Source organism: Mesorhizobium sp. M2A.F.Ca.ET.042.01.1.1, from assembly GCF_003997405.1.
In the GTDB taxonomy this organism is placed as follows: Bacteria; Pseudomonadota; Alphaproteobacteria; order Rhizobiales; family Rhizobiaceae; genus Mesorhizobium.
The window spans coordinates 1-12563 of record NZ_RZRX01000046.1 but is presented as its reverse complement, the minus strand read 5'-3'; the positions used below and the strand labels follow the sequence as shown (position 1 = coordinate 12563).

Here is a 12563-nt window from a genome sequence, read left to right as displayed (position 1 = left end):
AGGGAGGCCAGTCGCCTGCGGGAGGAACGATACCCATGACGGACGCGATCAGGCTCTACTGGGGCCGGTTCGGGCATGTTTCCGTGCTGAATGTCGCCAACGACTTCGTCACCCATGCCCATGGCGAGGCGCATCTCATCATCTGGCTGGAAGGCACGGCAGGCGAAATGACCATCGGTCGGGAAACGGTGCGGCTTGGGCCCGGCACCGCGGCGGGCATCAACTCGTTTCAGCCGCACAGCCACGCGCTGTCGCATGACGGCAGGCCCGGCCTGTTCCTGGCTTTTTACATCGACCCGGACTGGGCGCGTCGCCGCCGCGACCTGCCCTCCTCGGCGCCGCTGTTCACACAGGCCGCGATCACGCTGGAGCCGTGGCTGCACCACGCGGCGGCGAACCTGCTCGATCATCTGACCGACAATGAGAGCATCGACGACGTCGCCAATTACGAGATCGAGCGTTTCATCGATTCAGTGCTCGACGCAGCGGACGCTTCGTCGCCGCAGATAGCCCGTGCGCGGATCAATACGATGCTCGACTTCCGTGTCCGCAAGGCGATCCAGCTGATGAAGGCCAATGTCTGCGAGCGCATCTCCTTCGACGATGTCGCCCGTTCGGTCGGGCTCTCCCGGCCGCATTTCTTTGCGCTCTTCAAGGAACAGACCAACCTGACGCCGAACGTCTACTGGAACACGCTGCGCATGGAGGAAGCCGTGCGCCAGTTGCAGTGGTCGCAGGAACCGCTGATCTCGGTCGCCTGCAATCTCGGCTTCACCACCCAGGGCAATTTCTCGCGCTTCTTCCGCGACCATGTCGGCGTGCCGCCGACGCTCTATCGTGAAGCCGCTCGGGCGACGGCCTGAGGCGCCTGTTTTTCCGCTGTTTATCCGACTGTATGATACGCCTTCGAGACGCATTGATAAGCGCAAGCTGACCGACAGCCGTAGCCTTCTCCCGATCTTTGCAAGGGAACCAGTCTATGGCGAAAGTCACGATTTCCAGCGTCATCGACGCGCCGGTCGAGCAGGTCTGGGCGCGCATCCGCGACTTCAACGGCCTACCGGACTGGCATCCGCGCATGGTGGAAAGCCACATCGAGGATGGCAAGGACGCCACCACGATTGGCTGTGTGCGCAATTTCAAGCTGGTCAGCGGCGCGACACTGCGTGAAAAGCTGCTCGACTTCTCCGACGAGAATTTCCTGGTCAGCTACTCCATCCTCGAAACGCCGCAGCCGCTCACCAATCACAGGGCGACGCTGCAATTGCGGCGCGTCACTGACGGCAACCGCACCTATGCGGAATGGACGGCGAGCTTCGACGCCGCGCCGGAGGAGGCCGACAAGCTGGCCGAGGGCATGGGCGCAAACGTCTTCCAGGGTGGCTTCAACGCCCTGAAGGCCCATTTCGCCGGCAACAGTTGAACCGGGGAGCGCGCCATGTCGCTTGCGCTGCAGACTTTTTCGAGCGTGAAAGACGCCAACGCCGCGCTGCAGGCCGCCGGCACACGTTATCTCGGCGGCGGCACGCTTGTGGTGCGCGCGGCCAATGAAGGCGATGTGTCCACCTCCAGCCTGATCCGCGTCACCGATCCTGGCCTCTCGCAAATCACTGTTGCCGGCGGCAAGGTCCGGCTCGGTGCCTCCGTCACCATGGCCGCGATTGCCAGCCATCCCGAGCTTGCCGCGCTCGGGCCGGCCGCGCGCGCCGTCGGCGGGCCGGCGATCCGCAACATGGCGTCCGTCGGCGGCAATCTGTTCGCCCCTGCCCCTTACGGCGATTTCGCCGTGGCGCTGCTGGCGCTGGACGCGACAGTCGTTACCGAAGACGGCGAAACGCCGATCGAGACCTTCCTGGCCAGCCGCGACACCATCCGCGCCGTCGTCACTGCTGTCCGCTTTGCATTGCCCAAGGCGGAGAGCTTCCGCTTCCTGAAAGTGTCGCGCGTCAAGCCGAAGGGTGTGTCGGTGCTGAGCATCGCCGCGCTTCTGGAACTTGCGGCCGACGGCACGGTGAGCTCGGCGCGGATCGCGCTGGGCTGCATGGCCGATCGCCCGATCCGCGCCACCGCGGCGGAGAAGGCGCTGCTCGGCTGCAAGCTCACGCCGCAGGAAATCGCGCCGGCGCTTGCCGCCGCTGGCGAAGGCATCGCGCCGATCACCGACCCGATCGCCAGTGCCTGGTATCGCGCCGAGGTCCTGCCTGTTCATCTTGGCCGGCTGTTGTCGAATTAATCCGTGGGGGACGCGCGTCTGTTCGGTTCATCCGGGCAGGCGCGCATGGAGGAAAAATGGCGAAGGTCCCGGTTCAATTCACGCTCAACGGCTCCGAAAAGGCCGAATTCATCGAGAGCGGCACGACGCTGCTCCACGCGCTCAGGGACAAGATTGGCGACACCTCGCCCAAGGGCGGCTGTCATCAGGGCACCTGCGGCGCCTGCTCCGTCATCATTGACGGTGAATTGCGGCTATCCTGCCTGACGCTGGCCGAGACCTGCAACGGCGCCGACATCAAGACCATCGCCGGGCTTGCCGAAGGTGGCGTGCTGCATCCGCTGCAGCGCGCCTTCCTCGATGCCTTCGCCACGCAATGCGGCTTCTGCACGCCGGGCATGATCATGGCGGCAAAAGTGCTTCTCGACCGCACGCCGAACCCCAGCCGCGAGGACGTGGTCGAGGCGCTGTCCGGCAACATCTGCCGCTGCACCGGCTACGAGCCGATCATCCAGGCGGTGCTGGTTGCCGCGCGCGCCAACTCGCAGAACGCCGCTTGAGGGAACGAGCCATGGAACTGCGCAAGGATTATTTCGCCGATGTCCGCAAGGACGGTCTCAACGAGATCGGCCAGCCGCGGCCGCGGCTCGATTCGCCGGGACACGTCACCGGCAAGACCGCCTATTTCGCCGACCGGAACTTCCCGGGCATGCTGCATCTGAAGATGGTGCGGAGCCCGCATCATCATGCCCGCATCCGCTCGATCGATACGTCGGAAGCGGAAAAGCATCCGGGCGTCGTGCGCGTGCTGACCGCCAAGGACGTGCCGCACAATGTCTACACCATCCTGATCCTGATCCAGGTGGGTCCCGAGGACGAGACGGTGCTTGCCGACGGCAAGGTGCGCTGGAAGGGCGAGGCCGTGGTGGCGGTGCTGGCCGAGACCGAGCGCGCTGCGCAGGAAGCCGCCGCCAAGGTCAAGGTCGACTACGAGGTGCTGCCGGCGGTCTTCGACATGGAGGAGGCGCTGAAGCCCGGCGCCCCCTTGGTCAACGAGTATCACGGCCAGAACTATTATCTCTATGACAGCGGCGAATGCCGCAAGGTGCGCTTCGGCGATGTCGAGGCGGGCTTTGCCCAGGCCGACCACATCCTCGAGCAGTCCTACCAGTCCTCGCCGATCGAGCACGCGCCGACCGAGACGACGGGCTGCGTTGTGGCGCCCGAAGGCAATGACCGCTTCACCTGCTACACCAACACGCAGGCGATGTTCTTCACCCTCGACAACGCCTCGATCATATTGCAGATGCCGGGCTCGAAGCTGCATTTCGTCGGCGGCACCGTCGGCGGCGGCTTCGGCGGCAAGGTCGATGTCATCGTCGAGCCGATCGCCATTCTCGGCGCCAAACTCACCGGACGCGCGGTCTCCTTCGTCTACAGCCGCGAGGAGGAGATGCAGATCTCCTCGCCGCGCGCGGCCGAGAAGATCGTCATCAAGGACGGCGTCATGAAGGACGGGCGCATCGTCGCGCGCAAGGTGACCGGTTACACCGATGCCGGCGCCTATTCGCGCCACTCGCCCTATGGCGCGCAGAAGGGCGCGGCCCACTATCCCGGCCCTTACACGATCCCGAATGTCTGGATCGACACCTATTGCGTCTACACCAACCGCACCCCTTCGTCGGCCATGCGCGGCTTCGGCGTCACCATCGGCGACTTCGCGCTGGAAGTGCAGATGGACAAGCTGGCGCGGCTGATCGGCATGGATCCGCTCGAATTCCGCTTCATCAACGCCTATCGCGACGGCGACATGAAGGCGCATCGCCAGCCGACCGAGGGTGCGGCGCTGATCGAATGCATGCAGGAAGCCTCGCGCGCCGCCAACTGGCCGATGGCCGAGAAATACATGGCGATGTCCTCCTACAGGAAGGGAGCCTGAGATGGCGATCCGGCGTGGACGCGGCGTCGCCGCGATCAACTATCCGACCGGCATGAACCTCGGCGGCGACCCGACCCAGGCGTTGGTCCATTCGACGCCGACCGGCAATTTCATGGTCACGCTCTCCAGCGTCGATCTCGGCCAGGGCATGAAGCAGATCATGGCGCAGATCTGCGCCGAGACGATCGGCGTGCCGACCGACCGCGTCGTCGTCGACACTGCCGACACCGACACCGGCCCGCACTGCATGGGCACCTTCGCCTCGCGCGGCACGCACCGCGCCGGCAATGCGGTCATCCAGGCAGCCAAGGAAGCTCGCCAGGTGATGCTGGAAGTCGCGGCTGAGGAGCTCGAGGTGAACGCCTCCGACCTCGAGACCGACGGCCAGGGCAACATCCAGGTGAAAGGCGCGCCGCAGAAATCGATCTCGATCTTCGATGTCGCGCTGTCGGCGCATTTCAAGCGCGGCCGCTCGATCTCGGGTCGCGGCATGTTCCTGATCCCGCGCTCCTATCCGGAGAAGGAGACCGGCGCGATGAAGCCCTCGACCTGCTATGCCCATGCCTGCACCGTGGCCGAGGTCGAGGTCGACGACGAGACCGGCGAGGTGACGGTGCTTACCGTGAAGAACGTCTTCGAGATCGGCCGCGCCCTCAACCCGAAGATGGTCGAGCAGCAGCTGGTCGGCGGCTCCTGGATGGGCATCAGCCATGCGCTCTACGAGACGACCGAGCCTTATTATCCGAACCGCGACCATGGCGGCACCGACTTCAACCAGTATCTGATGCCGGGTCCCGGCGACCTCGCCGAGACCGAGATCATCGTGCTCGAGCGTCCTTCCGCCGACGGACCGTTCGGCGCCAAGGGTCCGGGCGAGATGTGCGCCAACCCGCAGATCCCGGCGGTCGCCAACGCCGTCTTCGACGCTGTCGGGGTGCGCATCGACACGCTGCCGATCACGCCCGAACGCATCCTGCGCGCACTGAAGGCGCAAGCGGCGGGCTGAGGGAGATGGCCAGCGCCGACGTCGTCGAGGTCGCCGCTTCGCCAGAGGCGATAGCCGAGCGCCTTGCCGCCTCGCGCTATTTGGCCGACGACAGCCTCGCGACAGCTATCTTCCTGGCGATCCGGCTCGGCAAGCCGCTGCTGCTCGAAGGCGCGCCGGGCGTCGGCAAGACCGAAGCCGCCAAGGCCGTGGCCGAGCTGCTCGGCCGCGAACTGGTGCGCCTGCAATGCTATGAAGGCATCGACGCCGGGCATGCGCTTTACGAATGGAACTACCAGCGCCAGCTGCTCGCCATCCGCCATGCCGGCGAGCACGAGATCGACATCTATGACGACCGTTTTCTCATTGCCCGGCCGCTGCTGCAGGTGCTGCGCGCGCCGGAACGACGCGTGCTGCTGGTCGACGAGATCGACCGTTCAGACCACGAGTTCGAGGCGCTGCTTCTGGAATTCCTCTCCGACTTCCAGATCAGCATCCCCGAACGCGGCACGATCCGCGCGGCGACGCAACCGATCGTCATCCTGACTTCGAACCGCACGCGCGAGCTGGCCGAGGCGCTACGCCGGCGCTGCGTCTATCATTGGATCGGCTATCCCGACGCCCGGCGCGAGGCCGAGATCATCATGCTGCGCTCGGGCGACGTTGCCGAGGCGACGGCGCGGGCAGTTGCGAATGCCGTGCAGGAGATCCGCGCGCGGCCTCTCGCAAAGCCGCCGGGCATCGCTGAAGCGGTGGAATGGGCGAATGCCGCCACCATCCTCGAAAAGGGCGGCAGCCCATGGCCGGAGGCCTTCCGCCGCGCCATAGGCGTGCTGATAAAGGACGAGGAGGATTTGTCGGCGATCACGCCGGAACTGGGGAGGATTGTCAAGGAGGCGCTGGCGTGATGGGCGACTTCGACAATCCCTTCTCCCCGTTCACGGGGAGAAGGTGCCCCGAAGGGGCGGATGAGGGGCAGCGCCATTCTGGGCAGAAGTCGGCGCTGCCCCTCACCTGCCTGCCGGCATCCTCTCCCCGTGAACGGGGAGAGGAAAGCTTACCTCGCGCCGCCGCGCCTTTCCTCGGCTTCGCCCGACTGCTGCGCCGCCACGCCTTCCCTATCGCCCCCGAACAAACCACCAGTTTTATGCGAGCGGTGACCCTGCTCGGCCCCCGCTCGATGAACGACATCCGCGAGGCGGCGCTTGCGACACTCGCGCCCTCGCCCGATCGCAGCGGCGAATTCGAGGCGCATTTCCGCGCCTATTTCTACGGCGACGCCAAGCCCTTGATAGAGGGCGAAGAGGACGACGAGACCCGCGTCAAGGACGATCGCGGCGCGCGCGAGGAAGAAAGACAAACCATTCGCCAGGAAAAAGGCGGCGAGCTGTCCTCGGCGCTCGAGCAGCTGAGCAGCCGCGATTTCCAGCGCGACGCCGATGGCCTCAGCCCGTTCCGCCGCAAGCTCGTATCCGCCCTGCCCGCCCGCCGCTCCTTCCGCACCACCCGCACCCACTCGCGCGGCACGCTCGACCTCAGGCGTTCGCTGAGCGAAATCGTCAGCGCCGATGGCGACATACCCTCGCCGCTGCTGCGCCGCCGGCAGGCCGTGCCGCGCAAACTGCTCCTGCTCATCGATGTCTCCGGCTCGATGAAGCTGCACACGGCCGATTACCTCAAGCTCGCGCACGCCGCCGTGCAGGGCGCGGACCGCGCCGAGGTCTTCACCTTTGGCACGCGGCTCACCCGTATCACCTTGACCCTGCGCATCCGCGACCGCGAGCAGGCGCTCGCCCGCGCAGCGGCTCTGGTCGACGATTGGGACGGCGGCACTCGCATGGGGCCGACGCTGCTCGCTTTCCTATCCGTGCCGCGCTTCTCCGCCTTCGCGCGCGGCGCCTGCGTCGTCATCCTGTCCGATGCGCTGGAGCGCGGCGATCATACCGACCTCGAAACCGCGATGCGCCGCCTCAGCGCCCGCGCCTTCCGCCTGTCGCTGGCGACACCGCTCGCCGGCGATCCGCGCTTTCGCCCGGCAACCGCGGCACTGCGGGCAATCCTGCCGGTGCTCGACGATCTGGTCGACGGCTCGTCGATCGGACCCCTGACCGATTTCATCCTGTCGCTCGCCCGCCCCGCCCCGGCTGCCGAGACTATCTGGAAAAAGGTATCGTGATGCAGAAAGCCATCGACGCGCATTTTCACATCTGGCGCCAAAAGGACCAGCCCTGGCTGGTCGGCCCGATGGTGCCGCGCATCTTCGGCCCCTACGAGCCGATCCGCCGCGACTATCCGATCACGGAATTCCTTGAGGACCAGAAAGGCTCGGGCGTCGAGAAGGCCGTCTATGTCCAGACCAACTGGGCCAAGGAGGATTTCGAGAAGGAAGTCGCCTTCCTGCAGAAGACGGCGCAAGAAACCGGTTGGCCACACGCCATCGTCGGCTATGCCGACATGACGGTCGATGACGTTCGCCCGCAGATCGACCGATTGATGAAATACAAGCTGCTGCGCGGCGTGCGCATGCAGCTGCACTGGCACGAGACTCCCGCCTTCCGCTTCGCCGCCTCGGCCGACCAGGTGATCGATCCGAAGGTGCGCGCCAATGTGGCGCGGCTGAAGGATTACGGCCTCTCCTTCGACCTGCAACTCTTTCCCGCGCAGATGAAGGACGGGCTGACGCTGGTCGGCGAGAACCCTGAGACGAATTTCATCCTCACGCATGCCGGCATGCTGACCGGCATGGAGCCGGAAACGACCGAAGCATGGAAGGCCGGCCTGCGCACGCTTTCGGCGGCGCCCAACATCTACGCCAAGCTGTCGGGGCTTGGCACCTTCGTTCACCGCAACGACCCGGAGCTTATCGCCTACATCGTCGACAACGCGATCGATATCCTCGGCAGCGACCGGCTGATGTTCGGCTCGAATTTTCCGATCGAGAAGCTCTGGACCAGCCATGCCGAGCTGATCAACGCGCACCGCGCGGCGGTGGCGAAGCATAGTACAAAGGCCGAGGCGGACATTTTCTGGAATACGGCGGAGAAGGTCTATCGGCCGGTGTAGCGCGACCTCCGCTTCTCCCCTTGCGGGAGAAGGTGGCTCGGCGCGCAGCGCCGAGACGGATGAGGGGTGATGGAAGGAATGAGGCGCCGCAAAAATCAAATGCTTTCAGCATTTTAGTTCCTCAGCGCCTCACTCCGCTGGAACACCCCTCATCCGTCCGAGCTTCGCTCGGCCACCTTCTCCCACAAGGGAGAAGGGAAGTCGGTGCCTCACTTCACCTCGAATTGCGGGTCGACCGGTATCTGCATCGCCGTCACCAGATGGTTCGTCTGCCCGGCGAGCCCGATGATCGACACCAGCTCGCCATGCTGCGCATCGGTCATGCCTTTGGCCCGCGCGGCGGCGGTGTGCGAATGGATGCAGTAGGAGCAGCCATTGGCGGTCGAGACGGCGATATAGATCATTTCCTTGGTCAGCGGATCGATGGCGCTGTCGGCGACCATCACCGCCTTGAGCTGCTCCCACACCCGCTTCAGCGCCGCCGGATCATTGGCCAGCCCGCGCCAGCAATTGTTGACGAAATCGGACTTCCGCGTCGCGCGGATATCGTCGAACACGGCCTTCAGCGCCGGGATTTGCTCGGCCTCGGCGTCGCTGAGGAGTTTCGTGGTGGCCATGGTTCGGTCCTTTCGTTTGAGTCGTTGGGGGAATTCGTTGAATCAAGCGTTGCGCATAGACGGCTAACCCGTTTTTCCAGCTCAATTTTTAGGGCGCGAAAGCACGGGACCGCAGCGGTTGGTCGAAGCACCTCAACGTTGTCATTCTAGGGCGGAGCAAGGAGCGAAGCGACGCGGCAGACCCTAGAATCCATTCCGTGACCTTGGCCAAGGAATACAGCGGCGCAGAAATCTGCACCTGAGCAGCGCTCGAAGGTAACGGCATGGATCCTCGGGTCTGCGCGCGTCGCTTCGCTCCTTGCTCCGCCCGTGGATGACGACATGACGGACGACTCGGCCAATCTCCATGGGTATCGATCCAACCGTGCGATCATCCGTCGTCGCCACACACCCTAGTGCACCGCCGCATACATGATCTTCTCCTCCGTCGCCTCCGCCGGCGAGAACTCCTCGACGATGCGGCCCTGGCGGCAGACCAGGATGCGGTCCGACAGGTTCATGATCTCCGGCAGGTAGGACGAGATGACGACGACGGCGAGGCCCTCGTCGGCCAGCCGGTTGATGATCTGGTGGATCTCGGCGATGGCGCCGACATCGACGCCGCGCGTCGGCTCGTCGAAGATGACGATGCGCGGCTGCTGCACCAGCCCCTTGCCGATCACCACTTTCTGCTGGTTGCCGCCGGAGAGCTCGACCACGCGCGCATTGTCGTTGATCGCCTTGATGTTGAGCGTCTTGGTCCATTCGGCCGAGAGCTGCCGCATTTCCTGCTGGTTGATTACCCAGGCCTTTTCGCGGCCGGCGGCGAGCAACCCGCCGAACAGGTTCTCGGCGATGCCCATCGTCTCGAAGATGCCTTCGCTCTTGCGGTCCTCGGTGACGTAGACGATGCCGTCGGCCACCGCTTCACTCGGCACCAGATAGCGCACCGGCTTGTCATCGAGCTCGATCGCGCCGCCGCGCAAAAAATCGCGCTTGTAGATGCCCGACACGATCTTGAACGTCTCGGTGCGGCCCGAGCCGATGAGGCCGAACACGCCGGTGATCTGGCCTTCGAAGATCGAGAAGGAATTATTGCGCACGATGTTGCTCATCGAGATGTCCTGCACCGAGAGCGCTTTCTTGCCGGCCTTGCGCAGCTTCGCCTCGTCGCGCTGGCGGTAGATCTGCCCCGTCAGCGAACGTCCGACCATGGCGGCGACGATCCTGTCGCGGTCGAAGGCGGAGGTGTCATCGGTAATCACCAGTTCCCCGTCGCGCAAAATGGTGATGCGGTCGGCGATCATCAGCGCTTCTTCCAGCGCATGGCTGATGAAGACGATGGAGACGCCGCGCGCCTTGAGCCTCCGGATCAGCGCGAAGAAATGGCGCTTCTCCTCCGGCGTCAGGGTCGCGGTGGGCTCGTCGAAGATGATGATCTCTGCATTGTGGTGGACGGCGCGCGCGATCTCCACCATCTGCCGCTTGGCGGCGCCAAGTGTGGCCACCATCGCATTGGGATCGACCGGAAAATTCAGCGACTGCAGGAACTGCTGCGCCGAGATGTATGTGCCGCGCAGCCGGTTGAGGAATTTTTCAGTGCCGAGATAGAGGTTCTGCGCTACCGTCATCGACGGCACCAGACTGGTCTCCTGGAACACCATGGCGATGCCGGCTTCAAGTGCTGCATGCGGCGAGGCGTAAGCCGTCTCGACGCCATTGTGGAACATCTTGCCCGACGTCGCATCGACGACGCCGGCGATGATCTTGGTCAGCGTCGACTTGCCCGCGCCGTTCTCGCCGAGCAGCGCATGGATCTCGCCCTTCCTCAGGTCGAACGTGACGTTCTTCACCGCCGGTACGCCGCGATAGGTCTTGGTGACGTTTTCCAGTCGGACGATCGGTTCCATCAGAAACCTCCCGTATCGAGCGCCAGCACGCAGTCGCCGCCTTTCGAGGCGACGAAAAGGCGGCCATCCCGTTCGGCCACGCTGCAGATGCCGTGGCGCGTGCCATTGGCGCGGCTGTGCAGGCTGAATTGCGGCTGCAGGGCCGGGTCGAGCTTCACGACGAGCCCGTAAGAGCGGTTGGGCGACCACGGCTTGTGGATGCCCATGGTGCGGATGCCGCCGCATTGCAGCGGCTCGAGGAAGCTGCGGCTGGAGGCGAGCGCCGGCGCGATCCAATAGGCCGGCGGCACCTGGTCGATCATGTCCTGGCGATAATGCGTTTCCTGCAGCACGAATTCGATCAGCCGGTTGCGCGGCGCGAACAGCGTCAGCCAGGCGCCACCATCGCCGGCCGGCGACAGCCGCGCGGGGTAGCCGGGCAGATGCGTCAGCACCGTCGACCGGTTGCCGTTCGAGCCGTCGAAGCGCACAAGCTGGTGACGCCAGCTTTCGCTCACCAGCACATCGGCGCCGATCGGATGCAGCCCATAGGGAAAGGCGATGTCGCCGGCGATCCGCTGGAAACCGATACCCCCTGGCCCGCAGCGCCACAGCGACCCGGACGCGCCCTTCTTCATCAGGTCGGCCGCCCATTGCGGAGGCAGGTGCTGTGCCGAACCATTGGCCAGCCACAGCGTGCCGTCACCGGCATAGGCCAGCGCGGTGATGCACCTTAATTCGGCTGGCAGCGAAACCTCCTTGCCGGCAATGAGCAGCTTGCCGTTTTCCAATCCGACAGTCAGGTCTCCCTCTGGCGACAGTGCCAGCGCGGTGACGGGAGACTGAAAGACCTCGACCACGACGGGCTGAGAACCAGCCGCGATCGCTAGGACGGCATTGCCGCTGGAGACGAGCAGCCGGCCGTCGGACGTCAGCAGATTGTCCGGCTCGGTCAGTTCGGCGAAGGCCGGCGCGTCGTCCAGCCGCGTGTTGGGACGGAAGGCGCCGTCGAGCGGCGGGATGGTGACCGCCTTGCCGCGAAAGACGTCCAGGATCGGGTCGAGGATCATGGCTTGCCTCCCCAATAGGAGGCCGGGCTGGTCCAGTTCGGGTCGGCGCCCGAAATCTTGTAGCGGCCGATGCGGTTGTTGAGGATGCCGCCGACGAACAGATAGCCCTTGTGCTCGCGCATCGAGGTCACCATCGGATGCGCGTTGCCGGAAAGATCGCCGAGCGTCTCGACGATGCCGCCCTTCTCGTTGAACTTCACCACGCCGCCGGTGTTGATGTTGGGAAACAGCCATTCGTCCTGCGGCAGGCGCCGCGTCATGCGCTTGCGCATGTCGGGATGGCGCAGCGACAGGTCGAAGCTGGGCGTCCTCATGCCGAGCCACGCCATCCAGTAATTGCCGTCCGACGCGCGGTTGATGTTATCGGGATAGCCTGGCATGTCGCGGATGACGCATTCGGCGGTGCCGGCCTTCGGCCCTTCCAGCCAGTAGCGATGCACGCGGCAGGCCCAGCTTTCGGCGAAGAACAGCGACTTGCCGTCATGCGCCATGCAGACCCCGTTGGTGTAGCGGTAACCGTCGAGCAGCGTCTTGGTCGAGCCGTCCTTCGGATCGTAGACCAGCAGGCGTCCGGTGGCGCGGTTCTCGATCGAGTCCAATGCCCAGTCATGCGCGTCATAGCGCTTGGTCGAATCCGTGAAATAGATGCGGCCGTCCGGCGCGATGTCGCAGTCGTTCGGGTCGCGCAGGCGCGCATCATCGACGATCGAGGTCCAGGAGCGCGACGTTTCGGCCGAAAGGCGCCTCACCTCGCGCTCCGGCGAGACCGAATAGAGCCCCATGGCGCCGACGCAGCTGATCAGATTGCC

Annotated in this window: 13 protein-coding genes; 9 read left to right on the top strand and 4 right to left on the bottom strand. The window is 64.9% G+C overall.

Annotated elements, in window-relative coordinates:
* Positions 1–35 precede the first annotated feature (35 nt).
* The 9 genes from EOA23_RS09685 (at position 36) to EOA23_RS09645 (ending at position 8199) form a co-directional block, all read left to right on the top strand.
* Positions 36–863: an AraC family transcriptional regulator gene (locus tag EOA23_RS09685; RefSeq protein WP_127303762.1), complete on the top strand. Its 828-nt coding sequence runs from the start codon at positions 36–38 to the stop codon at positions 861–863.
* A gap of 116 nt (positions 864–979) precedes the next feature.
* On the top strand, positions 980–1423 hold the full coding sequence (locus tag EOA23_RS09680) for an SRPBCC family protein (protein ID WP_127303761.1): 444 nt from the start codon (positions 980–982) through the stop codon (positions 1421–1423).
* A gap of 15 nt (positions 1424–1438) precedes the next feature.
* A complete protein-coding gene (locus EOA23_RS09675) occupies positions 1439–2233 on the top strand; it encodes an FAD binding domain-containing protein (RefSeq protein WP_127303760.1) in 795 nt (264 codons plus the stop codon).
* A 56-nt stretch (positions 2234–2289) separates the two neighbouring features.
* On the top strand, positions 2290–2772 hold the full coding sequence (locus EOA23_RS09670) for a (2Fe-2S)-binding protein (protein ID WP_127303759.1): 483 nt from the start codon (positions 2290–2292) through the stop codon (positions 2770–2772).
* Positions 2773–2783: 11 nt separating this feature from the next.
* On the top strand, positions 2784–4151 hold the full coding sequence (locus tag EOA23_RS36910; protein WP_127303758.1) for a xanthine dehydrogenase family protein molybdopterin-binding subunit: 1368 nt from the start codon (positions 2784–2786) through the stop codon (positions 4149–4151).
* A 1-nt stretch (position 4152) separates the two neighbouring features.
* On the top strand, positions 4153–5157 hold the full coding sequence (locus EOA23_RS36905; protein ID WP_127303757.1) for a molybdopterin cofactor-binding domain-containing protein: 1005 nt from the start codon (positions 4153–4155) through the stop codon (positions 5155–5157).
* A 5-nt stretch (positions 5158–5162) separates the two neighbouring features.
* On the top strand, positions 5163–6044 hold the full coding sequence (locus EOA23_RS09655; protein WP_127303756.1) for a MoxR family ATPase: 882 nt from the start codon (positions 5163–5165) through the stop codon (positions 6042–6044).
* The gene (locus EOA23_RS09650) at positions 6041–7312 is read left to right on the top strand and encodes a VWA domain-containing protein (protein ID WP_245474105.1); all 1272 of its coding nucleotides are present in this window, start codon (positions 6041–6043) and stop codon (positions 7310–7312) included. The genes EOA23_RS09655 and EOA23_RS09650 overlap by 4 nt, the downstream gene beginning before the upstream one ends.
* Positions 7312–8199, top strand: a complete 888-nt coding sequence (locus tag EOA23_RS09645) for an amidohydrolase (RefSeq protein WP_189341565.1) — start codon at positions 7312–7314, stop codon at positions 8197–8199. Before EOA23_RS09650 ends, EOA23_RS09645 begins: the two co-directional genes overlap by 1 nt.
* A gap of 209 nt (positions 8200–8408) precedes the next feature.
* Here EOA23_RS09645 and EOA23_RS09640 read toward each other — a convergent pair whose 3' ends face one another.
* The 4 genes from EOA23_RS09640 to EOA23_RS09625 form a co-directional block, all read right to left on the bottom strand.
* Positions 8409–8816: a carboxymuconolactone decarboxylase family protein gene (locus EOA23_RS09640; RefSeq protein ID WP_127303754.1), complete on the bottom strand. Its 408-nt coding sequence runs from the start codon at positions 8814–8816 to the stop codon at positions 8409–8411.
* A 392-nt stretch (positions 8817–9208) separates the two neighbouring features.
* On the bottom strand, positions 9209–10705 hold the full coding sequence (locus EOA23_RS09635; RefSeq protein ID WP_127303753.1) for a sugar ABC transporter ATP-binding protein: 1497 nt from the start codon (positions 10703–10705) through the stop codon (positions 9209–9211).
* Entirely contained in the window at positions 10705–11754 is a 1050-nt protein-coding gene (locus EOA23_RS09630) for a hypothetical protein (RefSeq protein ID WP_127303752.1), read from the bottom strand. The genes EOA23_RS09635 and EOA23_RS09630 overlap by 1 nt, the downstream gene beginning before the upstream one ends.
* The coding region (locus EOA23_RS09625; protein WP_145966413.1) for an SMP-30/gluconolactonase/LRE family protein at positions 11751–12563 on the bottom strand (813 nt) is incomplete at its 5' end. The genes EOA23_RS09625 and EOA23_RS09630, both read right to left, overlap by 4 nt.